The 22102-nt window shown below is 64.1% G+C and carries 18 protein-coding genes; 2 read left to right on the top strand and 16 right to left on the bottom strand.

Features of this window, described 5'->3' with window-relative positions; translation table 11 throughout:
• Window positions 1-4: 4 nt before the first annotated feature.
• Genes CAL18_RS18445 through CAL18_RS18430 form a run of 4 tightly spaced genes read right to left on the bottom strand, consistent with a single transcriptional unit; the run spans window position 5 to window position 4505 of the window.
• Window positions 5-1006: an ABC transporter ATP-binding protein gene (locus CAL18_RS18445; protein WP_094797630.1), complete on the bottom strand. Its 1002-nt coding sequence runs from the start codon at window positions 1004-1006 to the stop codon at window positions 5-7.
• The gene (locus CAL18_RS18440; protein WP_094818480.1) at window positions 1003-1932 is read right to left on the bottom strand and encodes an ABC transporter permease; all 930 of its coding nucleotides are present in this window, start codon (window positions 1930-1932) and stop codon (window positions 1003-1005) included. Before CAL18_RS18440 ends, CAL18_RS18445 begins: the two co-directional genes overlap by 4 nt.
• Complete coding sequence (locus CAL18_RS18435) at window positions 1929-2903, bottom strand: ABC transporter permease (RefSeq protein WP_094797629.1); 975 nt, start codon at window positions 2901-2903, stop codon at window positions 1929-1931. Before CAL18_RS18435 ends, CAL18_RS18440 begins: the two co-directional genes overlap by 4 nt.
• A gap of 18 nt (window positions 2904-2921) precedes the next feature.
• Window positions 2922-4505 (bottom strand): ABC transporter substrate-binding protein, encoded by a 1584-nt coding sequence (locus CAL18_RS18430; protein ID WP_026640560.1) that lies wholly within the window; start codon window positions 4503-4505, stop codon window positions 2922-2924.
• A gap of 126 nt (window positions 4506-4631) precedes the next feature.
• Here CAL18_RS18430 and mnmE point away from each other — a divergent pair, with 126 nt between their 5' ends.
• Window positions 4632-5984 carry a tRNA uridine-5-carboxymethylaminomethyl(34) synthesis GTPase MnmE gene (gene mnmE / locus CAL18_RS18425; RefSeq protein ID WP_094818564.1) on the top strand — a complete coding sequence of 451 codons (1353 nt, stop codon included), beginning with the start codon at window positions 4632-4634 and terminating at the stop codon, window positions 5982-5984.
• A 26-nt stretch (window positions 5985-6010) separates the two neighbouring features.
• Here the strand turns inward: mnmE and CAL18_RS18420 are convergent, their stop codons facing one another.
• Genes CAL18_RS18420 through dctP form a run of 4 tightly spaced genes read right to left on the bottom strand, consistent with a single transcriptional unit; the run spans window position 6011 to window position 9816 of the window.
• Window positions 6011-6925, bottom strand: coding sequence for an SMP-30/gluconolactonase/LRE family protein (locus CAL18_RS18420; RefSeq protein WP_094818563.1), 915 nt, complete (start codon window positions 6923-6925; stop codon window positions 6011-6013).
• Window positions 6926-6930: 5 nt separating this feature from the next.
• Window positions 6931-8238: a TRAP transporter large permease gene (locus CAL18_RS18415; protein ID WP_094818479.1), complete on the bottom strand. Its 1308-nt coding sequence runs from the start codon at window positions 8236-8238 to the stop codon at window positions 6931-6933.
• Window positions 8235-8828, bottom strand: coding sequence for a TRAP transporter small permease (locus CAL18_RS18410; protein ID WP_170940390.1), 594 nt, complete (start codon window positions 8826-8828; stop codon window positions 8235-8237). The genes CAL18_RS18415 and CAL18_RS18410 overlap by 4 nt, the downstream gene beginning before the upstream one ends.
• Window positions 8815-9816, bottom strand: coding sequence for a TRAP transporter substrate-binding protein DctP (dctP, locus tag CAL18_RS18405; protein ID WP_026640555.1), 1002 nt, complete (start codon window positions 9814-9816; stop codon window positions 8815-8817). The genes CAL18_RS18410 and dctP overlap by 14 nt, the downstream gene beginning before the upstream one ends.
• A gap of 252 nt (window positions 9817-10068) precedes the next feature.
• Here dctP and CAL18_RS18400 point away from each other — a divergent pair, with 252 nt between their 5' ends.
• Entirely contained in the window at window positions 10069-10848 is a 780-nt protein-coding gene (locus CAL18_RS18400; protein ID WP_026640554.1) for a DeoR/GlpR family DNA-binding transcription regulator, read from the top strand.
• A 66-nt stretch (window positions 10849-10914) separates the two neighbouring features.
• Here CAL18_RS18400 and CAL18_RS18395 read toward each other — a convergent pair whose 3' ends face one another.
• From CAL18_RS18395 to CAL18_RS18360, 8 genes are read right to left on the bottom strand one after another with little or no spacing between them, the layout of a single operon-like run.
• Window positions 10915-11574, bottom strand: a complete 660-nt coding sequence (locus CAL18_RS18395) for a response regulator (RefSeq protein WP_026640553.1) — start codon at window positions 11572-11574, stop codon at window positions 10915-10917.
• A 14-nt stretch (window positions 11575-11588) separates the two neighbouring features.
• Complete coding sequence (locus tag CAL18_RS18390) at window positions 11589-13520, bottom strand: type IV pili methyl-accepting chemotaxis transducer N-terminal domain-containing protein (protein ID WP_026640552.1); 1932 nt, start codon at window positions 13518-13520, stop codon at window positions 11589-11591.
• Between the two features lie 45 nt (window positions 13521-13565).
• Window positions 13566-14552: a GTP 3',8-cyclase MoaA gene (gene moaA, locus CAL18_RS18385; protein WP_094818477.1), complete on the bottom strand. Its 987-nt coding sequence runs from the start codon at window positions 14550-14552 to the stop codon at window positions 13566-13568.
• A gap of 9 nt (window positions 14553-14561) precedes the next feature.
• Complete coding sequence (locus CAL18_RS18380; RefSeq protein ID WP_094797624.1) at window positions 14562-15329, bottom strand: peptidylprolyl isomerase; 768 nt, start codon at window positions 15327-15329, stop codon at window positions 14562-14564.
• Between the two features lie 21 nt (window positions 15330-15350).
• On the bottom strand, window positions 15351-16034 hold the full coding sequence (narI, locus tag CAL18_RS18375; RefSeq protein WP_026640549.1) for a respiratory nitrate reductase subunit gamma: 684 nt from the start codon (window positions 16032-16034) through the stop codon (window positions 15351-15353).
• A 15-nt stretch (window positions 16035-16049) separates the two neighbouring features.
• A complete protein-coding gene (narJ, locus tag CAL18_RS18370) occupies window positions 16050-16697 on the bottom strand; it encodes a nitrate reductase molybdenum cofactor assembly chaperone (RefSeq protein WP_094818476.1) in 648 nt (215 codons plus the stop codon).
• Between the two features lie 10 nt (window positions 16698-16707).
• Complete coding sequence (gene narH / locus CAL18_RS18365) at window positions 16708-18273, bottom strand: nitrate reductase subunit beta (RefSeq protein WP_026640547.1); 1566 nt, start codon at window positions 18271-18273, stop codon at window positions 16708-16710.
• Window positions 18270-22013 (bottom strand): nitrate reductase subunit alpha, encoded by a 3744-nt coding sequence (locus tag CAL18_RS18360; RefSeq protein WP_094818475.1) that lies wholly within the window; start codon window positions 22011-22013, stop codon window positions 18270-18272. The genes narH and CAL18_RS18360 overlap by 4 nt, the downstream gene beginning before the upstream one ends.
• Between the last annotated feature and the right edge of the window lie 89 nt (window positions 22014-22102).

Genomic DNA, 22102 nt, shown 5'->3' with positions numbered 1-22102 from the left:
TGCACTACGAATCTCCTGCATGCCAGCAGCGCGCCCAGTGGCCCGGCCGGTGCTCGACGGCCGGCGGAGCCTGCAGACAGGCTTCGGTGGCACGCGCACAACGTTCGCGAAACGCACAGCCCTGCGGCAGGTTCAATAGCGACGGCGTCATGCCCGGGATGGGCTCCAGCGGCTCGCCGCGCGTATGCGGCGTGGGGATCGACGCGATCAGGCCTCGCGTATAGGGGTGCAAGGGCTGGCCGATTACGTCGGCCGTCGTGCCGGTTTCCACTACGCGGCCGGCATACATCACCGCCACGCGGTCCGCCAACCCCGCGACCACCGCCAGATCGTGGGTGATCCAGATCAGCCCCGTGCCGGTCTCGCGGCACAGCTTCTGCATCTCGTAAAGAATCTGGCCCTGTATGGTCACGTCCAGCGCCGTGGTGGGCTCGTCGGCAATGATCAGCCGCGGCGCATTGAGCAGCGCAATCGCAATGGCCACGCGCTGCCGCATGCCGCCCGACAACTGGTGCGGGTAGGCGCGCAGGCGCTCCTGGGGCGACGGAATGCCCACTTTGGTCAACACCTCGAGTGCGCGCGCGTGCGCGTCGGCCCGGCTGACCCGACGGTGCGCCAACACCGTCTCGACCATCTGGGTGTCCACCCGCAGCACCGGGTTCAGCGTCATCATGGGGTCCTGGAAGATCATGGCGATGTCGCTGCCGCGCAGTTCGCGCCAGCGCCGCGGCGAAGCCTGGCGCAGGTCTTCACCGTTCAGGCGTATCTCGCCATCGACCACACGGCCTGGCGGATCCACCAGCCCCAGCAGAGAAAACCCCGTGATGCTCTTGCCCGATCCCGATTCGCCGACCAGGCCCAGGATCTCGCCCGCGCCTACCGACAGGTCTACCCCGTCAACGGCCTTGACGACCCCGGCTCGCGTAAAGAAATGCGTCTTCAGGCCGCGCACCTCGAGCATGGGCGCGGCGGACGGATGCGCATTCATGTCGGGCATGCTGCTCATGTCGCATTGCGGGGGTTGAGCACGTCGCGCAAGTGATCCCCCACCAGGTTGATGCCCACGATGGCAATCGCCAGCGCGATGCCCGGAAAGAACGAAATCCAGTACAGCCCCGACAACAGATACTCGAAGCCATTCGAGATCAGCATGCCGAGCGATGGCTCGGTCACCGGCACGCCCACGCCCAGGAACGACAGCGTGGCTTCCAGTGCAATAGCGTGCGCCAGATCTATGGTGGCAATGACGATAAGCGGCGGCATGCAGTTGGGCAGCACGTGGCGAAACAATACGCGCCCCCAGCCCAGCGACATGCAACGCGCCGCCTCGACATACTCGCGGCTGCGCTCAACCAGCGCAGCCCCGCGGGCGGCGCGCGCAAAGTACGCCCATTGCACCACCACCAGCGCGATGATGACCTTGTCCACGCCCTTGCCCAGGATCGCCAGCAGGATCAACGCAACCAGGATGGCCGGGAACGACAACTGGATATCCACGGCGCGCATCAGGAACGCGTCGACGCGCCCCCCGAAATAGGCTGCGATCAGCCCCACCGTGGCGCCGATGATAAAGGCGGCAAGCACCGAGATCGTACCCACCATCAGGCTCGTGCGCATGCCATACAGAATGGCCGAGAACACATCGCGCGCCTGGCCGTCGGTGCCCAGCCAGTACGTCATGCTGCCGTCGCTGCTCGTGCTGCCTGGCGGCAGCTTTGAATCCAGGATGTCCAGCGATCCGATGTCGAACGGGTTCTGCGGCGCGATCCAGGGGGCGAACAGCGCCGCGCCCACCGTCAGCAGCAACAGCGCCAAGCCCAGCAACGCCAGCTTGCTGGCGCAGAAATCCGCCATGAACCGCCGCAGAGGCGTCTCCACCGGCGCGGCGACAGGCGGCTCGGCAACATCGGCGGGGCTAACGGGCGTGGTCATGCGCGGCGCTCCAGACGCACCCGCGGGTCGAGCACGGTATAGACGATGTCCACGATCAGGTTCAGCATCACCAGGAAGAAAACGATCAACATCAGGTAGGCCACCACCACCGGGCGATCCAGGTTGATGATGGAGTCGATCAGCAGCTTGCCCATGCCCGGCCAGGAAAACACGGTTTCGGTCACCACGGCAAAGGCCATGACCTGCCCGAATTCCAGCCCGGCCACCGTCACGATGGGAATCAGGATGTTCTTGAGCAGGTGCACGCCCAGCACGCGCTTTTCGGACAGGCCCTTCGCCCGGGCGAACTTGATGTAATCCATAGGCAGGGACTCGCGCGTGGCCGCGCGGGTCACCCGCACGATCATGGCGCACTTGGCCAGCGCAATCGTGCTGGCCGGCAGGATCAGGCTCGCCCAGCCGCTCAGGGTCAGCACGCTGAGCGGCACGCCCAGCACCGTAACCGTCGCGCCGCGGCCGCTGGCCGGCAGCCAGCCCAGCGTCACGGCAAACAGCATGATCAGCATCAGGCCGACCCAGAAGTTCGGCAGCGAAAAGCCCAACACCGATCCTGTCATGATGGCCCGCGATCCAACCGCCTTGGGACGCAGGCCCGCGATGATGCCCAGCGGCACGCCGATCAGCACCGACATCAGCATGGCCACGGTGGCCAGTTCAACGGTGGCCGGCATGCGCTCGAGTATCAGGCGCATGGCCGGCTCGCCGGTCAGGAAGCTGTTGCCGAAGTCGCCTTGCACCGCCTGGCCCAGGAAGGTCAGGTACTGCATCAACAGGGGCCGGTCCAGCCCCAGCGATGCGCGTATTTCCTCCCGCTGCGCATCCGTGGCCTCGGGGCTGGCCATCATCGACACCGGGTCGCCTACCAGGTAGATGCCCACGAACACCAGCGCGGACATCACCAGCAATACAACCAGCGTCTGCAGCAGCCTGCGAATAATGGTGGCCAGCACGTTGGCGCGGCTCCAGCGTTACTTCTTCAGGGTTGCATACTGCACCAGCGTGGTCTGGTCGGGCCGCCCCTGGTAGCGGATGTCGTTCTTCATGGCCCACACAGACAACTCGAAATGCAGCGGCAGCAACGCGAAGTCGTCCATGGCGATATTGCTGGCCTGCTGCAGCAGTTTGGCGCGCTTGTCGTCGTCCATGGTGGATGCCGCCTCTCGCACCAGCTTGTCCATTTCAGGGTTGGAATAGCGGCCGCGGTTGGTCGTGCCTTCGCCCGCATCCGGATTGCGGGTCATCAGCAGCGAGGTCAGCGGATTGGACATTTCGCCACTGGTTACCGACCAGCCCGCCATATAGGCGCTGAACTCATAGCTGTCGCGCTTCTTGAAGAACACCGACGGCGCCAGCGCTTCGACGCTGGTCTTCACGCCTATGCGCGACCACATCGACGCCAGCGCCTGGGCGATCTTCGAGTCGTTGACATACCGGCCCGACGGCGAGCCCAGCGTAATCGTGAACCCATCCGGATAGCCCGCTTCCTTCAGCAAGGCCTTGGCCTTATCCGTGTCGGCCTTGGGCGCTTCGGCATGTTCCTTCGACGAGCCGAACATAGGATACGGCAGCACGTTGCCCGCGGCCTTGGCCACCCCGCCCATGACGCGGTCGACGATGGCATCGCGGTTGATCGCCAGCGACAGCGCTTCGCGCACGCGCTTGTCTTTCAGCGGGTTCTTGTCGAGCGGGATGCCCGGCGTCGGCTCGGCATGCTGGTCCATCGCCACGTACATCACCCGTACCGACGGCGTTTCTTCCACGTACAGGTCTTCGTTCTTCTTCAGGTTGGGCAGGTCGTCGGTGGGCGGATCCTCGATCAAGTCCACATCGCCCGCCAGCAGCGCGGCCACACGGCCCGCGGCGTTCGACATGGGGCGGTAGATCACGCGGTCCCAGTCGGGCTTGTCGCCCCAATAGTGTTCATTGCGTTCGAACACCAGCTCGGCCCCGCGCTTCCAGGACACGAACTTATATGGCCCCGTACCCACCAGCCCGTCGCCGCTATTGAGCTGCGTGGTGGTCTTGCCCTCGGGCGCGGGGCCCGAAGCCGCCTGCTTCGACAAAATCGGCAACTGCGCCAGGTTGATCAGCAACAGCGGCGCCGGAGCCTTGGTGGTGATGCGCACGGTCAGGGGGTCCACGGCCTCGGTCTTGGCCACCGACCCCAGGTACAGGGTAAAGGGCGACGGGCTATTGGGCACCTTGGGAATGCGGTCGTACGTGAACACCACATCTTCCGACGTGAACGGCGTGCCGTCCGAGAACTTCACATCAGGCCGCAGCTTGAACGTCCAGACATTGCCGTCCACCGTCCAGGACTCTGCCAGCGCGGGCTGCGGCTGCAGCTTCGAATCGGCGCGCACCAGCGGATCGAACAGCGTCTGGGATATCTGCGTATTCGGCGTCAGCGCGTGATATTGCGGATCCAGCGAACTGGGTTCGGTTTTCAAGGCCACCACCAGGTCGCGGGCCGCCGCCGGCCCCGTGGCGCCCAGCGCCATCGCCAGGGTCACCACACCACCTGCCAATAAACGTAACCATCGAGACGCCATCTTGCTTCTCCCAGTTTGTTCCGCGGTTGGACTGCCGAAGAACATAACCAGCAAACCTCGGCCCACGCAACAGTTATATTCCCTTATTGCCCTTCTGGCTCTGTCTGGATTCTGCTTTCTATGGCCCTGCCCACACACGCCCCCATCGCTGCGATTGCCACCGCGCCCGGCCGTGGCGGCATAGGCGTTGTCCGGGTGTCCGGCCCCGATCTGTCCGGCCTTATGCGGCGCCTGTTCGGCCGCGCCCTTACACCGCGCCACGCGCACTATCTGCCCTTTACGGCCGATACCGGCGAACACCTGGATGAAGGCATCGCGCTGTACTTCCGCGCGCCGCACTCGTATACCGGCGAAGACGTGCTGGAACTGCAGGGGCACGGCGGGCCCGCCGTGCTGCGGCGCATCCTGGACCGCTGCCTGCAGGCCGGCGCAGACCTGGGCCTGCGCCTGGCCGAGCCGGGCGAATTCACGCGACGAGCCTTTCTGAACGACCGCATGGATCTGGCCCAGGCCGAAGCGGTGGCCGATCTGATTGATGCATCATCGATTGCCGCCGCGCGCGGCGCCATGGCGTCCCTGTCGGGCGAATTCTCGGCGCGCGTCAACGCCCTGTCCGACCGCATCGTGCACCTGCGCATGCTGGTCGAAGCCACGCTGGACTTTCCCGAAGAAGAAATCGACTTTCTTGAAAAGTACCAGGCGCGCCCCACGCTCGAAACACTGGCCGCCGATCTGGACGCGCTTATCGCGCAGGCGCGTCAGGGCGTCATCCTGCGCGAGGGCCTGCACGTCGTGCTGGCGGGCAAGCCCAACGTCGGCAAATCCAGCCTGCTGAATGCGCTGGCAGGCGACGACATCGCCATCGTCACACCCATTGCCGGTACCACGCGCGACAAAGTGGTGCAGGAAATCCACATCGACGGCGTGCCGCTGCACGTGGTCGACACCGCCGGACTGCGCGATACCGACGATACGGTCGAAAGCATAGGCATCGCCCGCACCTGGCAGGAAATCGAACGGGCCGACGTCATCCTGCACCTGCAGGACGCCACGCAGCCCGGCGACGAGATCGACGCGCAGATCGTGGCGCGCCTGCCCGCCCGCACCCCGGTGCTGACGGTGTTCAACAAGGTGGACCTGCTGGATGCGCCGTTTCAACCGTCCGACAAACAGCTGGGCATCTCGGCGCGCCAGGGCACAGGGCTGGACGATCTGCGCGCGCGCCTGCTGGCCCTGGCCGGCTGGAACCCCGGCGCCGAATCGCCCTGGCTTGCGCGCGAACGGCATGTGCAGGCCCTGCAGCTGGCCGCCGACCACCTGGCCCTGGCGTGCGAACACGCCGCGCAGGACGACCGCGTGCTGGATCTGTTTGCCGAAGAACTGCGACTGGCGCACGAAAGCCTGACCAGCATCACGGGCAAGTTCACCAGCGACGACTTGCTGGGAGAGATCTTCTCGAGTTTTTGCATCGGCAAGTAATGCCTGAGGCCGCCTTACCCACCACGCTACACCCCCGAATACAGCCCCAGGCCCGCCACGGCCACGTCCGCCTGCAGGATCTGGCCGCTTTCGGACTCGGTGATGTATAGGGTCTTTCCGTGCGGGCCGCCGTATGCGACGTTGGTCGTGTGGTCGCCCACCGCGGATTGCACTTTGCCCACCGGCACGCCGCGCCGGTCGAACAGCCACACCACTCCCAGGCCAATATGGGCCACGGCCAGGCCTCCCTGGCTATCCACGGCCAACCCGTCGGGCCCACCGCCGCCCGATAACTGGATGTAGTTCGCCACCTTGGCAATCGTGCCGTCCGGCATCAGCGGCACGCGCCATACGGCATTGGCGCGGGTCACCGCCACATACAGCACCGTACCGCTGGGATCCAGCGCGATCCCGTTCGGACTGGGAATGTTGTCCAGCAGGCAGTCCACGCGGCCATCGACCCGTACACGAAACACTCGTCCCGTGGGGTCATGCAGGCCCGTTAGCCCCTGGTCGGTAAAGAACAGGTCGCCGTTGGGCGCGAACACCAGGTCGTTGACGGCCTTCAGACGTTCCAGCCGCACCCGCGTGACGAACGGTTGTATGTCACCCGTGCGCGGGTCGTACACCATGATGCCGTGCGCGTAGTCGGCGATGAACAGACGCCCGTCCTGATGAATGGCAACGCCGTTGGGCTCGCCGTCATATTCCAGCGCAAGCGAGAACTCGCCGTCGGGCGACACCTTGAATATGCGTCCGTACGGAATATCTACGCACCACAGCGTGCCGTCGCGGTCGAAGGCCGGGCCTTCCAACAATGAATGCTCGGGCAGATTGCCCGGCTGGCCACAGTGCCATTCAGTATCCTTGCCCCGCTTGCGCAAGGTATCGGGCAGGCGCGCGAATACGCGGGTGGGAATAACCGGCGGTGCATCGAACAACACGCTTACGCTCCTTTCATCATCGACGGCAGCCACAGGGCGATGCCGGGGAAGGCATACAGCAAGAAGGCGAACGCCACAATGATCAGCGCAAATGGCATGGAGGCGCGTGCCACGGCACCCAGTCGAGTATCACTGGCGATTGATTGCACCGCAAACAGGTTCAGGCCCATGGGCGGCGTCAGCGCGCCCAGTTCGATGAACACGACAATGATGATGCCTGTCCAGACGCCGTCAAAACCCATGGCCATGAACGACGAATACAGAATGGGTACTGTCAGCAACATGATCGACAACCCGTCGATGAACATGCCCACCACCAGATACACCACCAGCAACACCAGGAAGAACGCAAATGGCGTCAGCCCCAGGTCGACCATGCCGTTGGCAAGCCCCTGGCCGACGCCCGAGGTCACGATGGCGAAATTGAGAATCTGCGCGTTGATGGTGATGAACATCACCACGCCGCTGGTGATCGCCGCATTGACCAGTGCGTGCATCAGGCGGGCGCGCGTCAGCACCCGGTAGGCCGCCGCCAGGACCAGGGCAAACAGACATCCCAACGCTGCGGCTTCTGTCGGCGTCACGACTCCGAAATACATGCTGCCGATCACAGCGGCAATCAAGCCTACCACCGGCAAGACATCCCGCGCCGCCTGCGCCACCTGTTGGGAAGTGGGGCGCTCGACGTCGCGAGGCGCCAGTGCCGGGTCCAGGGCAACCCGCAAGGCCACGTACGCCATGAAAATGGCCGCCATCAGCAAACCCGGAATCACACCCGCCATGAACAGGTCCAGCAGTGATACCTGCGTCATGGACGCATAGACAATCAGTGGAATCGACGGTGGAATCAGTATGCCCAGGCAGCCGCCGCCCGTTAGCGTGCCCAGCGTCAGGCTGTCCGCATAGCCCCGCTTGCGCATTTCTGGAATAGCCACCGAGCCCACGGTCATGGCAGTAGCCACGGAAGAACCCGCGATGGCCGAGAAGATCGCGCAACCGATAATGTTGGTCTGGGCCAGGCCACCGGGCAGCCAGCGCAGCAGCACCGCCACGCCGGAATAAAAACGTCCGGCGATGCCGCTGCGCAGGATGACTTCGCCCATCAGCACGAACAGCGGTATCGAGACCAGCGTGAAGTTATTGGTGGTGTTCCAAACGATGTCGCCGAGCGACAACCAGAGGTCAGTGCCGGCCACCAAGGTGATGCCGACGATGCCCACCAGCCCGATACTGATGCCTATGCCTACGCCCCCAACCAGGGTGGCCAGCAACATCACGCCATAGATGCCCAGCGTCGCCTGCCAGCTCATTCCTGCACCGCCTTTGGCGAATCGGCGGCAATCACCATCGGCTGGGGCACGGGCGCAAGTCCGCACGCGGCGCGCCACTGCGCAAACGCGGTGTGCAGGAACGCCAGGGTCAGCAACGCGAACCCCACGGGCATGATCACCTGGGGCAGATACAGCGGCGTTTCGGAATACTGCATGGACGTGGTTTCAAACAGAACGCTACTGTAAAAGGTGTGCCACGTCGCCTCCAGCAGAATCAGTGAAAGCACTGCGCCGGCCAACGCAGCCAGCCCATCGACAGCGGCGCGCACTCGCACGGGAAGCGCGTTGCGCAGCGCATCCACACGCAGGAATCGGTCCGACCGTTGGGCATACAGAAAGCCGCCCATCGTGGCCCAGGTGAACAGATAGCCGCTGTACTCTTCCGATATCTGAATCGATGTCTTGAAGAACAGGCGCGCGGCGATCTCCACACACATCAGGACCATCATCAAGAGCAGCATGCAGGCCGATGCGGTCAGCGCGCCCGACCCCAGGCGGTCCAGCGCACGGCCGAGCCTGTCGGGCGGCGCAACGGCCTTCATGGGGGCGCGTGGATCAGCGGCAGGCATCGATGGCGCCGGCCAGCATCTTGGCGGCCAGATCGCCGTTCTTGGCCGCCCACGCTTCGCCGATCGGGCGCGTGGCAGCGCGCAGCTTTTCCATATCGGCCGAGCTGACATCCTGCAGCGTCATGCCTTTTTCCTGCAGCTGGCGACGCGCATCGCGATCTGCTTCTATCATGGCGGCACGGTACTTCGGCGCCCACTCCGCGGCCTTGTCGGCCAGCAGTTTCTGCAGGTCATCGGGCAAGCCCTGCAACGCCTTCTGGTTCACCACCATGGCCTGGTGAGCGAGCGTCAGGTTGAGCATATAGCCCATTTTCGTCACTTCGTTGAACTTCCAGTCCAACGCCGGCACAGCCGCCGTGAAGGCGCCGTCGACCACCTTGCGTTGCAAAGAAGGGATCACTTCGGCGGGCGTCACCGTCACACCGGCGCCCCCCAGCGCCGCCATCATGTCGACCTGCTCGCGGTTCCAGGCGCGCACCTTCAGGCCCTTGAGCCCTTCGATGTCATCAATAGGCTTGACCAGCCATAATTGTTGCGGCGGCATCACCCATTGCATGATGGATTGCGTCTTGAACTTTCCGCCCAGCACGTCGTTGATGTCCTTCTCCATGGCTGGCGCAGCCTTGTCGTAGAACTTGTCTATCGATGTACACGAGAATGGCATAGACAAGGCATTGAGCTGCGGCACATCGCCTGCCACGAAGCCGAACGCAACGTCTCCGATTTGCACTTGGTTGCGCGCCACCGCGCGCAATACGTCCGACGCCTTGTAAGGCAATTCACCGGACGCATATACCTGGATGTTCAAGCGGCCCTGGCTGGCCTTCGTCACGTCCTCGGCGAACGCTTTGTGCAACAGCGTAGGCTTATCGTTGGCGGCAAAGTAGGTGAAGAACTTCCAGTCGGCCTGCGGCGCAGCAATGGCCGGCAGGCAAGACACCATCAGGGTGGCGGCGCATAGCACAAACGCCTTGGCTTGCGTTTTCATGATTGTCTCCTTGTGGGGCTGGCTGTTGGGTCGCCGCCCTGCACATTTTTTGACCATCGTCGCACGCGAGGTTTTGTCATGTCAACGAAATTCTGCGCGTTTCGATCAAAACTATCGTTGGCTGCCTTTTGTTATACGAAATATTGATTGAAACGATCATGTTCCAGGCAAAATGCCCGCATAGTTGCGCATAGAACGCAACCGCAGCGACTGCATCCGACCTTCCATATACCCATGCCGGCGAGGCCTCCAATGTCGTCCAGCAAAACCCGCGAGCGCCAGCAGCGCATCACTCAATTGGTGCACGAAGGCATCAACGACGTCGAGGAACTCAGCCACAACCTGCGGGTATCGATTTCGACCATCCGGCGCGACCTCGCCCATCTGGCCGCGCAAGGGCGGCTACTGCGCACGTATGGCGGCGCTGCATACGTTTCCCACGACCGCCGCGAGCACACGCTGAACGAACGCATGTTCATCCAGCGCCCACAAAAAGAGGCCATCGCTGCGCTGGCGCTACGGCAGATCCAGGACGGAGACACGCTGCTGCTGGATGCTGGCACGACCACCGCGGCGCTGGCACGCATGCTACGCGGCCGTGACCGACTGCATGTCGTCACCAACAATATCGAAGCGCTGACTATCCTTGCACGCGACGACTGTATACGCGTCACCATGCTGGGCGGCGAGGTGCGCAAGCTCAGCATGGGTACAGTGGGGCCGCTGGCCGACCTCGCGCTGGGGCGCATCACCGCCGACAAGGTTTTCCTGGGCGCCGATGGCATCGTGGCCGGACGCGGCCTGTGCGAAGCCAGTGCCGACCAGGCCTACTTGAAAGAGCAGATGATGGACCGTGCCGAAGCCGTTTATGTGCTGGCCGATTCGCAAAAGCTGGGCTTTGCCGGCCAGCAGGCCTGGACGCCCATGCGCGGCGTCTGGACGCTGATCACCGACGCTGACGCCAGCCCTGCGCAACTGGCGCCATTCCAGGCGCTGGAGAACGTGCGGGTACTGGTCGCCCCACTTGCCTGAAGGCGATAAGGCAGTGGATATTCGCGGCTCCCACGTGCTGGCGCCAGCGAACTGGCAGGGCCCGAATCAATCCGAAACCAGCCCATGCTCGACCGCATACACGGCCACCTGTACGCGGCTCGTCAGGTTGAGCTTCTTCAGGATGTTCTGCACGTGTATCTTCACCGTGCTCTCGGCAATATCAAGCTGCCGGGCAATTACCTTGTTGCTGGCGCCGTGCGCCAGGCATTGCACGATTTCCCGTTCGCGCGCCGTCAGGCGCGTGCGTTCGCCGCCCGCGGCCGCGCCGTTGCTCTGCGCGGCCTGCTCGCGAAAACGGTCGACCAGCTTGGCTGTCATGTTGTCGGCTATCACCGGCTCGCCCGACGCCGCGCGGCGTATCGCCGTCGTCAGGGCCTCGGCATCGATATTCTTCACCAGATAGCCTCGCGCGCCGTCGCGCAGCGCCTGGCTGAGTTCGTCGGCTTCTTCTGATACGGTCAGGATGACCACATTGCTGCGCGGCACGTCCTGCACCAGCAACTGCAGCGTTTCCAGGCCCGACAGCCCCGGCATGTTCAGGTCCAGCAGGATCACGTCGGGTTGGAATTCCTTGGCGCGCTTGACGCCTTCCAGCCCGTCTGCCGCTTCGGCCACGACTTCGAAATCGGGTTGGCGCTGCAACAGCAGCCGCACGCCGGATCGGAACAGGCTGTGGTCGTCGATAAGCAGGATGCGGATAGCCATGGTAGCGAGCGTCTTCAGGCGGCGCGGCGCTTGTCGCGCGGCAGTACCAGCCGCACCGTGGCGCCGGCGCCGGGCCGGGATGACAGTTTTATCACAGCGTTAAGGCGAGCCGCTCGCTCGCGCATGATATGCAGCCCGATATGGCTGTCGACCCGCTGCCCGACTTCGTCCGGATCGTATCCGACGCCGTCGTCGGCAATCTCCAGTTCGAAGTCCTGGTTATTGCGCAGCCACACCCGTACACGGTTCGCCTCTGCGTGCTTGCGCACGTTCGACAGGGCTTCCTGCAGGATGAACAGCACCTGCAGCTGCTGGTCGGGCGCAAGCGGTCGGTCGGTGTCATAACGCATGTCCAGGTCGACCTCTATGCCCGTCTGGCGCTGGAACCGCAAAATCGCCTCTTCGATGGCATCGGGCAGCGCACCCTGGTCGAGCTTGGTGCGGAAGTTCACCAGCAGCTCGCGTACGTCCTGGTAGCTTTCTTCGACGCCCGTGCGCAACAGCGGCACGATATCGCGAACGTCGTCCTGGTCGCCTCGCGCCAGCGCATCGTCCAGCAGTTGCAGCTGCAGCTTCAAAAAGTTCAGGCCCTGGGCGATGCTGTCGTGCAGGCCCTGCGCCACCAGGTTGCGCTCGCGTTCCACTGCCAACTGGCGCGCATGGGCTTCCAGGCGGCGGTTTTCCAGCGCAACGCCCAGGTGCTGCCCCAGGGTTTCGAGCAGTTGGGTTTCCGCTGGCGTGATGTCGCGCTGCGTCTTGAAGTGCAGCGAGTAGGAACCCAGCACCTCGTCACGCGCAACGATGCGGAACACGGCCAGGCTGCGAAAGCCCTCGTTGGAGCAATGAAAGGCCTCGATGGGGGCCAGCTTGCGCATGTCGCGCACGATCTGCGTGCCGTCCTGCGTCGCGATGCCGCAATAGCAATGGTCGGCCCGCATGCAGCGTTCGGCTTCGGCCAGTTCGGGCGACAGCCCTTCAGACACCATCATGTTCAGGCGTTCGTCGGAAGGATCCAGCGTGCGAATGGTGCCGCCCGCAGCGCCGAACTGGCTCATTGCCCGCTGCAAGAACCCGCGGCAGATGGCTTCGATGCTGTTGGGCTGGTTCAGGAACGCCGTCATGTCGTACAGCGCGCCAATGTCGCGGTTCTGGGCCTCGAGCTCGGCCGTCTTGTGGCGCACCCGGTTTTCCAGGTCGCGATACAGGTTCTCGAGTTTGTCGGCCATCAAGTTGAAGCCGCGCGCCAGCACGCCGAACTCGTCGCGCGATTCCACGGGCAGGCGGGCGCTGAACTCGCCGGCGGTCATGCGCCGCAGGCCATCTCGCAGGCGCATGACGGGTGAAATGATCCACAGATACAGCAGATAGATCATGGCCACCGTGCCCACGCTGCCTATGCCTGCCAGCACGCCCTGCGAGAGCCTCAGCAACGTGGTCTTGCCGGCGTTGTCGTGTTCGATCATGCGCACGAGGTGGTCTGCCTGGGCCACGAATTCGGGCAGGGCGCGCAGATAGTCGGCCAGCTCGCCGCCGTCACGCGCGCGCAGCGCCGCGGGCTTCATGACGTCGTGCCACTGCCGCGCCACGACGGCCAGCTGGTCGGCAATGGCGGGGTCGTCGGGCAGGAACAGCGGGCGTGCCGGGTTGCCGCGCTCGAGCAGCGCAAGTGTGTCATCCTGGGCGCGCAGGAATTCATCGGCCTGCGCCCGCCCTGGGTCGGGCCGCATCAGCTCGACGGCCACGCGATTGGCGGCCATGCGCAAGCTGCCGGTGTCATTGATCGCCGCGCCCGCGCCTTCAAGCCCCCACGACAGCCAGAGCGTCCACGCGACCATGCTCAGCACCACGGCCAGGGCCACGAGCGAACTGGCGATGATGCGGGTGGGTAGCCTATCGCGCAGAGTAGGCAGGTCGTCCGGGCCGACGGGAGGATCTGAAGAAGGCATGTTGCGGGTGCCAGCGAACGGGCTTGGGCAGGATAGTGTCTATTATCACCCCCCCGTCTGGGACATGAACCGCACGATGCGCTCGGGGTGACGCGTGAAGTCGTGGCGTTCGGGCTTGGCGGCGATCGCGCCGACGATGGCGTGCGCCAATTGCGCGTCGCTGGCCCCGTGGCGCAGCAACGCACCCAACGGCACGCTGGCGTGTTCGCCCAGGCAGGGATACAAGGTGCCGTCGGCGCCCAGGCGCACCCGGTTACACGCGTCGCAGAAGTGCTGGGACATGGGCGTGATCACCCCCAGCGCAGGCGACCCGGCGTCGCCCCAGTACCGTGCCGGGCCGGCGCCGCGGCCCGCCAGCACGGGCAGCAGCCCGTGACGGTCGGCCAGCCGCGGGCCCAGCGCGCTCAGATCGACTCCCATCGTGCGCCGGCCCGTGCTGCCCACGGGCATCGGCTCTATCAGACGCAGGATATACCCATGGGCACGGCTATAGGCCAGCAGTCTGTCCAGATCGTTTTCGGGGGTTCCTGCCTGCACCACCGCGTTGAGCTTGATGGGCGCAAAGCCGGCAGATCGCGCGGCGTGCAGGCCACGCAGAACATCGTCCAGGCAATCACGTCCGGTAATGCGCGCGTAGGCTGCCGCATCCAGTGTGTCCAGGCTGACATTCAGGCGCTTGACGCCCGCCGCGCGCAGGTCGGCGGCATGTCGCGCCAACCGCGTGCCGTTCGTGGACAACGACAGGTCTTGCACGCCGGGCAACGCCGCCAGGGCGCCCGCCAAGGTAGCAAGGCCGCCGCGCGTCAATGGCTCGCCACCCGTCAGGCGCAGCTTGCGCACCCCCATTGCGGTGAACAGGCCCACCAGCCGCGTCATTTCATCGTGGGTCAGCCAATGGGCGGGCGCGTCGAAATCCTTGAAATGCGCAGGCAGGCAGTAGGTGCAACGCAGGTCGCAGCGATCCGTTACCGAGATGCGCAGGTAGTCGATCCGCCGGCCATGGCCGTCCACCAGCGCCGCATTGCCAGGCATGCCAGGCTCCTATTGCACCAGAAGGCCGTCTGCGCCTTCGAGCTCGATGCCTTCGATGCGTGCCCGGCCCACCAGCATGCGCGCATATTGCCGCCACGCGGTGTCCCGGGCGGCCGCGGCGAGCGCCTGGGCGATGCCTGCCGCCACCTGCTCGTACGGCAACAGGCGCCCCGCCACGCGACGCCCGATGCGCACAATATGCAAGCCATGGCGCGTTTGCACCAGCCGGGGTACCACGCTGCCCGCGGGCGGGCCGAATATCGCACGTTCGAACTCGGGTACGGTATCGCCGCGCCCCAGCTGCCCCAGGCTGCCTCCCAGCGCGCCGGACGGGCAATTCGACCAGGTGCGCGCCAGCTCGGCAAAGCAGGACGGATCCGCCAGCACGGTTGCCAACACAGATTCGGCCTGCTCACGCAGGCGATGCAGATCGACGTGGGGCGTCACCTGGAACAGGATGTGATCGGCCTCCACCAGTTCGCCCACGGTAAAGCGTTCGGGATGCGCGTCGTAGTGGCGCCGGCAGGCCGCTGCGTCCGGCGTGGGAACGCTTGCCTGTGATTCGAGCAACGCGCCGATTACCGCCTCATCGTGGTCATCGCCGTAGCTGCACGCCGGGGCGGAAAGCCCCAGGCGTTGCGCCTCGTCCAGCATCAGCCTGCGCAGCACCAGCGCCGTGATGGCGCGGCGTTGAGGATTGCCGGCATCGCCGTGGCGGGGCAGTTCATGCATGAGCTCGGCATCTGTCAGCTCTACACCGTTGACAACTATGGGCATGATCGTTTCGTGTGCCGTGGTTCAGCGCGTCCGCACCAGCTGCCAGGCGCGGCCCAGGTAGCCCAGCGATGCAAAGCCGCTCCAGACATGCACCAGCCGGGTAAACGGAAAGATGACGAACAGCGTCAGCCCCATGAACAAGTGTGCCTTGAAGAGCAGCGGGGCATCGGCGATATGGCTGGCCGCGTCACCCTGGAAGGTCACGATGTGCTGGGCCCAGGTCATGAACTGCACCATCATGTGGCCATCCATGTGGTCGGCGGACACGGCAATGGTGGAAAGCCCGAGCAGCAGGGTAACCAGCAGCCACAACAACAGCAGCTTGTCGCCGGGGCGCGATGCGCGGGCGATGCGAGGGTGCGCCAGCCGACGGTGCAGCAGGATGACCAGGCCCGCCAGGCAGGTGACACCCATGACCCCGCCCGCCACCATGGCGACTCCCTGCTTCACGCTGTGTGACACGCCCAGCGCGTCCCACACCACGACCGGGGTAAGCAGGCCTGCCAGGTGGCCGAAAAACAGACCCAGGATGCCCACGTGGAAAAGAATATTTCCCAGGCGCAGCTGGCCGCGATACAGCAGCTGCGAACTGTCGCTTTTCCAGGTGTACTGTTCGCGCTCGAAGCGCGCCAGGCTGCCCAGCAGAAAGATGCCGAGTGCAATGTAGGGATAGATGCCGAATAGAAACTGATGCACGGTGTTCATCGAAGTCGTCCCGTCTTAATGTTGAGCGCCACGCGAGCGGAGATGGAAATGCACGACATGCGTACCCGCGGCGGCCATCGGCAACAGGGGTTCTACGCCGTCAGGACCCACGCCGTAGACTTCGAGCGCGTCGTCCATGTCGCGCACGGGGGGGTCGGTCTGCTCGCGCGGCACCACGTCGGTCATGCCGCGCAGCACCGCGAACACGGTCGAGTACGGGCTGCCGTCGCGCGCCAGACGCGCACCGATGGCGGCCAGCACATGGATGGCGTCATCAAGCAGGGCCCCTGCCTGCGCCGGCTCGATCACACCCAGGAACTCCAGGAACAGCGGCACGTGATCCGGCAGTTCGGCAGCGCCGGGCTCCAGGCCGTGCCGGCGGTATTCCTGCAGCAGGTCCACCATTGCCTGGCCGCGATCGCGGCTTTCCCCGTGCACGTGCTCGAACAGGTGCAGCGAACACGCGGGCTGGCGATCAAAGGTGGCCACGTAGTTCTCTTGCAGCTCGATCAGGCTATGGGTCTTGAGATAGTCGGTCAGCGCAGACAACTGGTCTTGCGCCTCGGGATGCGCGTCGAGCGCATCGTCGATCTCGAGCAAAGCGTCGATGAGCGGCTGCTCGGGGTACATCAGCAAAGCAGAAAGAATGCGATAAAGGCTCATGATGGGTTCCTCATGCGGCGGCGGCTTTCTTGCGAGACTTGGGCATTTCAATGAAGATCTCGCTGCCGCGCGCCTTCTTGCCAAACAGCGCGCCATCGGACACGCCGCCAGAGCATCCATTGCCGAACGTGAAGCCGCAGCTGCCCTTTTCGTTGAAGCTGTCTTCCACCATTTCTTTGTGGCTGGACGGCACCACGAAGCGGTCTTCGTAGTTGGCAATAGCCATGATGCGATACATGTCGCGCACCGTTTCCGCATCCAGGCCCACGTCGCGCAAGATGGCGTCGTCAGGCTCGCCGTGCACCGTTTCGGCGCGCATGTAGGCGCGCATGGCCAGCAGGCGCTCCAGCGCCCGCTGCACCGGCGTTTCGTCGCCGGCCGTCAGCAGGTTGGCCAGGTAGCGCATGGGAATGCGCAGGCTGGACACATCGGGAATCACACCCGAACGCCCCACCGTCTTGTGCGGCATATGGCCCGCTTCGGCAGCCGATTGAATCGGCGAAAGCGGCGGTATGTACCACACCATGGGCAACGTGCGGTATTCGGGGTGCAAGGGAAATGCCACCTTCCATTCGCATGCCATTTTGTACACGGGCGACTGCCGCGCGGCCTGCAGCCACGAGTCGGGTATGCCCTGGCGCCGCGCCTCGGCGATGACGTCCGGCGAATGCGGATCCAGAAAGACATCGAGCTGCGCCTGGTATAGATCCTGTTCGCTTGCGCTGGCTGCGGCCGCCTCGATGCGGTCGGCGTCATACAGCAACACGCCCAGGTAGCGGATGCGCCCTACGCAGGTTTCCGAACACACCGTAGGCTGGCCCGCTTCGATGCGCGGGTAGCAGAACGTGCACTTCTCGGCTTTGCCGCTTTGCCAGTTGTAGTACACCTTTTTATAGGGGCAGCCCGAAATGCACATGCGCCAGCCGCGGCATTTGTCCTGGTCGACCAGCACGATGCCATCGTCTTCGCGCTTGTAGATCGAGCCCGACGGGCAACTGGCCACGCATGCCGGGTTCAGACAATGTTCACACAGGCGCGGCAGGTACATCATGAACGTGTTTTCGAAGGTGGCGTACATTTCTTTCTGCACACCTTCGAACAGCGCGTCGCGGCTGCGCGAACTGAACTCGCCGCCCAGGTCGTCTTCCCAGTTGGGGCCCCATTCGATCTTGTCCATCTTGCGCCCCGTAAGCACGGAAATGGGGCGCGCGGTGGGCGGCGTCTGGGAAAGCGGCGCGTTCTGCAGCCGCTCGTAGTCGTAAGTGAAAGGCTCGTAGTAATCGTCAATGGCGGGCAGGTTCGGGTTGGCGAACAGGTTGGCCAGGATCTTCACCTTGCCGCCCTGGCGCGGTTCGAGCTTGCCGGCTGCGGTTCGGGTCCAGCCGCCGTTCCAGCGCGACTGGTTTTCCCATTCTTTGGGGTAACCGATGCCGGGCTTGGTTTCCACGTTGTTGAACCATGCGTACTCGACGCCATCGCGGCTCGTCCAGACGTTCTTGCAGGTGATGGAGCAGGTGTGGCAGCCGATGCACTTGTCCAGGTTCAGCACCATCCCAACTTGGGCACGGATTTTCATTTTGCGCTTCCTTCCTCGAGCTGCTGTTGCGCCAGCGAGCCTTCCATCCAATCCACCTTTTTCATCTTGCGCACGACGACGTATTCGTCGCGATTGCTGCCCACCGTGCCGTAGTAGTTAAAGCCGTAAGCCTGCTGCGCGTACCCGCCTATCATGTGGGTGGGCTTGAGCACGGTGCGCGTCACCGAGTTGTGTATGCCGCCGCGCATGCCGCTGGTCTCGGCGCCGGGCACGTTCACGATCTTTTCCTGCGCGTGGTACATCAGGCACATGCCCACCGGCACGCGTTGGCTGACCACGACCCGCGCGGTCAGTGTGCCGTTGACGTTGAATACCTCTACCCAATCGTTGTCGACCAGCCCGGCCTGCCTGGCCTCGGCTTCCGACACCCACACATGCGGGCCGCCGCGACTGAGCGTCAGCATGCGCAAGTTGTCGGAATAGGTGCTGTGGATGCCCCATTTCTGGTGTGGCGTGATCCAGTTCAGCACCAGCTCGTGCTCGCCGTTGGGGTAGCGGCCCAGCATGGGTTCGATTGTGCGCGTGTCGATGGGCGGCTTGTAGGCGCACAGCCCTTCGCCGAAATCCAGCATCCAGCGGTGGTCTTGGTAGAACTGCTGGCGCCCGGTCAGCGTGCGCCATGGAATCAGCTCGTGCACATTGGTATAGCCGGCGTTGTAGCTGACTTCTTCGCTTTCCAGACCCGACCATGTGGGCGCAGAGATGATCTTGCGCGGCTGCGCCTGGATATCGCGAAAGCGAATCTTGTCGTGTTCGCGGCCCGCCGCAAGATGGGTGTGATCGCGCCCGGTTATCCTGCCCAGCGCTTCCCAGGCCTTCACCGACACATGGCCGTTGGTTTCGGGCGCGAAGGTCAGGATCATTTCGGCTGCGTCGATGGCCGTTTCCAGGCGGGGCCGCCCGTGGCTTACGCCGGGCTGCTCGACGCAACGGTTCAGTGCGCCGAGTTCGCGTACCTCGTGTTCGGTGTTCCAGTTGATGCCCTTGCCGCCATTGCCGAGTTTGTCGAGCAGGGGGCCTACCGACGTGAACTTGCGGTAGATGTCGTTGTAGTCACGCTCGACAACCGTCATGGTGGGCGCCGTCTTGCCCGGGATCAGGTCGCACTCGCCAAGTTTCCAGTCTTTCGGCTCAAACGCCTGGCCCAGCTCTCCCGGAGTGTCGTGCAGCAACGGCGTCAGCACCAGGTCTTTGCGCTTGCCCAGGTACGGGCCGCCGATATCGCTGAACTTGCGCGCCAGCAGCTTGTAGATTTCCCAGTCGGTCTTGCTTTCCCACAGGGGCTGCACCGCTTCGGACAACGGGTGGATGAACGGGTGCATGTCCGACGTGTTGAGGTCGTCTTTTTCGTACCAGGTGGCCGTGGGCAGCACGATGTCGCCATACAGGCAGGTGGTGCTCATGCGGAAGTCGAGCACCGTGAGCAGGTCGAGCTTGCCTTCGGCAGCTTCTTCGCGATAGCGCACCTGCGCGGGCTTGATGGCATCGGCCTCGTCGCCGAACATGGCGTTCTGCGTGCCCAGCAGATACTTCAGGAAGTATTCGTGTCCCTTGCCGCTGGACCCAAGAATGTTCGAGCGCCACACGAACATGTTGCGCGGGAAATTGGCGGGGTTGTCGGGATCGTCGCAACTGAGGTTGAGTTCGCCGTTCTTGAGCCGCCGCGCAGCGTACGCGACGGCGTCTTCGCCAGCCGCTTCGGCCTGCGCCACCACGTCCAGCGGATTGGTTTCGAGTTGCGGCGCGGACGGCAGCCAGCCCATGCGTTCGGACTTGGCATTGAGGTCGATGAGGCTCAGATCGCTGTAGCGCATCGCATCGGCGGTAGGCCCCAGGATATCGCTGACGGGCAGCTTCTCGTGCCGCCATTGGCTCGTGTGCGCATAGAAGAAAGATGTGCCGTTCATGTGGCGCGGCGGGCGCGACCAGTCTGCGGCAAAGGCCAGCGGCGCCCATCCGAACTGCGGGCGAAGCTTTTCCTGGCCCACGTAATGCGCCCAGCCGCCGCCGCTCTTGCCCACGCAGCCGCACATCATCAGCAGGTTGATGATGCCGCGGTAAGTCATGTCCATGTGGTACCAGTGGTTCAGCGCCGCGCCGACGATGACCATGGACTTGCCTTGGGTATCGTGCGCGTTCTGCGCGAACTCGCGCGCCACCTGTATGACCAGGTGGCGCGGCACGGTCGTGTGCTTTTCCTGCCAGGCCGGCGTGTAGGGAACGTCATCGTCGTACGATGCCGCAACGTTGTCGCCGCCCAGGCCGCGGTCTACGCCATAGCTGGCCATCTGCAGGTCATACACCGTGGCCACGCACGCGCGGCTGCCGTCGGCGAGCGTCACATGGCGCACGGGAACGTTGCGTTGCAGTACGCTGCCGTGCTCGCCGCCAAAGTACGGGAACCCGACGCTGGCCACTGCATCGTGGTTGTCGAGCAGGCTGAGCACGGGGTCGATGGCGCGGCCGCTTCCGCCGTCGTTCTGTTCCAGGTTCCAGCGTCCCGTCCTGGCGCCGCCGTCGACGGCTGCCTCGCCCCACCGGAAGCCGATGCTGCCGTTGGGCGCACACAGATCGCCGGTAAGGCCGTCGTACACCAGCGTCTTCCAGTCGGGGTTGTTGTTCTGCCCCAGCGCATCGGCCAGTTGCGAAGCGCGCAGGAAATGGTCGGGCACCAGGTAACCGTCGCGCTCTTTCAACTGCACCAGCATCGGCATGTCGGTGTAGCGCTTGGCGTAATCGCGGAAGTAATCCGATTTGCCGCCATGATGGAATTCGTTCAGCACAACGTGGCCCATGGCCAGCGCCAGGGCCGCATCGGTACCTTGCCTGGGCGCCAGCCAGATGTCGCCGAACTTCACCATTTCGCCAAAATCGCTGGACACGGCCACCGTCTTGGTGCCCTTGTAGCGGACTTCGGTGTAGAAATGCGCGTCCGGGGTGCGGGTTTGCGGAACGTTGGAGCCCCATACCAGCAGGTAGGTTGAGTTGTACCAGTCGGCCGACTCGGGCACATCGGTCTGTTCGCCCCATACCTGCGGGCTGGCGGGCGGCAGGTCACAATACCAGTCGTAGAAACTCAGGCAGGCGCCGCCCAGCAGGCTCAGATACCGCGCCCCGGCGGCATAGCTCACCATGGACATGGCGGGGATCGGCGAAAAACCGACCACGCGGTCGGGGCCGAATTTTTTGATGGTGTACGCGTTGGCCGCGGCGATCATCTCGGTGGCCGTGTCCCAGTCGGCACGTACGAAGCCGCCCAGTCCGCGCACCGATTTGTATTGCCTGGCCTTTACCGGATCCTGGCTGATGGATTCCCACGCGGCGATGGGATCCATGGTCTTGCGCGCCTCGCGCCACATCTGCATCAGGCGGCCGCGAATCATCGGATACTTGATGCGCTGCGCCGAATATACATACCAGCTGTATGACGCCCCGCGCGGACAGCCGCGCGGCTCGTGGTTGGGCAGGTCAGGCCGGGTGCGGGGGTAGTCGGTCTGCTGGGTTTCCCAGGTGATCAGGCCGTTCTTGACATACACCTTCCACGAGCACGATCCCGTGCAGTTCACACCGTGGGTAGACCGCACGATCTTGTCATGCTGCCACCGGTTGCGATAGGCGTTTTCCCAGGTGCGGTCTTCGTTTACGACTTCACCGTGCCCATTGGAAAAGGTGGACTTGACCCTTGACAGGAACTTCAGCCGGTCCAGGAAATGACTCATTCTGTTCTCCGTGTACGCCGGAGGTCCGGCGTGATCTTGCTTGACACTTTATTGAGCGCGCACTGGCGTGACCATTCATCGCTAGTAGT

It is taken from the genome of Bordetella genomosp. 7, assembly GCF_002261415.1.
Classification (GTDB): Bacteria; Pseudomonadota; Gammaproteobacteria; order Burkholderiales; family Burkholderiaceae_B; genus Bordetella_A.
The sequence above is the reverse complement of the archived record's forward strand: the minus strand, read 5'-3'. Positions and strand labels throughout refer to the sequence as shown.

Excerpts from the sequence above, each read along its gene's own strand:
- CAL18_RS18445 (WP_094797630.1), bottom strand. The coding sequence starts at position 1,006 with ATGAGCAGCATGCCCGACATGAATGCGCATCCGTCCGCCGCGCCCATG.
- CAL18_RS18440 (WP_094818480.1), bottom strand. The coding sequence starts at position 1,932 with ATGACCACGCCCGTTAGCCCCGCCGATGTTGCCGAGCCGCCTGTCGCC.
- CAL18_RS18430 (WP_026640560.1), bottom strand. The coding sequence starts at position 4,505 with ATGGCGTCTCGATGGTTACGTTTATTGGCAGGTGGTGTGGTGACCCTG.
- CAL18_RS18415 (WP_094818479.1), bottom strand. The coding sequence starts at position 8,238 with ATGAGCTGGCAGGCGACGCTGGGCATCTATGGCGTGATGTTGCTGGCC.
- CAL18_RS18410 (WP_170940390.1), bottom strand. The coding sequence starts at position 8,828 with ATGCCTGCCGCTGATCCACGCGCCCCCATGAAGGCCGTTGCGCCGCCC.
- dctP (WP_026640555.1), bottom strand. The coding sequence starts at position 9,816 with ATGAAAACGCAAGCCAAGGCGTTTGTGCTATGCGCCGCCACCCTGATG.
- CAL18_RS18400 (WP_026640554.1), top strand. The coding sequence starts at position 10,069 with ATGTCGTCCAGCAAAACCCGCGAGCGCCAGCAGCGCATCACTCAATTG.
- CAL18_RS18395 (WP_026640553.1), bottom strand. The coding sequence starts at position 11,574 with ATGGCTATCCGCATCCTGCTTATCGACGACCACAGCCTGTTCCGATCC.
- CAL18_RS18390 (WP_026640552.1), bottom strand. The coding sequence starts at position 13,520 with ATGCCTTCTTCAGATCCTCCCGTCGGCCCGGACGACCTGCCTACTCTG.
- moaA (WP_094818477.1), bottom strand. The coding sequence starts at position 14,552 with ATGCCTGGCAATGCGGCGCTGGTGGACGGCCATGGCCGGCGGATCGAC.
- CAL18_RS18380 (WP_094797624.1), bottom strand. The coding sequence starts at position 15,329 with ATGCCCATAGTTGTCAACGGTGTAGAGCTGACAGATGCCGAGCTCATG.
- narI (WP_026640549.1), bottom strand. The coding sequence starts at position 16,034 with ATGAACACCGTGCATCAGTTTCTATTCGGCATCTATCCCTACATTGCA.
- narJ (WP_094818476.1), bottom strand. The coding sequence starts at position 16,697 with ATGAGCCTTTATCGCATTCTTTCTGCTTTGCTGATGTACCCCGAGCAG.
- narH (WP_026640547.1), bottom strand. The coding sequence starts at position 18,273 with ATGAAAATCCGTGCCCAAGTTGGGATGGTGCTGAACCTGGACAAGTGC.
- CAL18_RS18360 (WP_094818475.1), bottom strand. The coding sequence starts at position 22,013 with ATGAGTCATTTCCTGGACCGGCTGAAGTTCCTGTCAAGGGTCAAGTCC.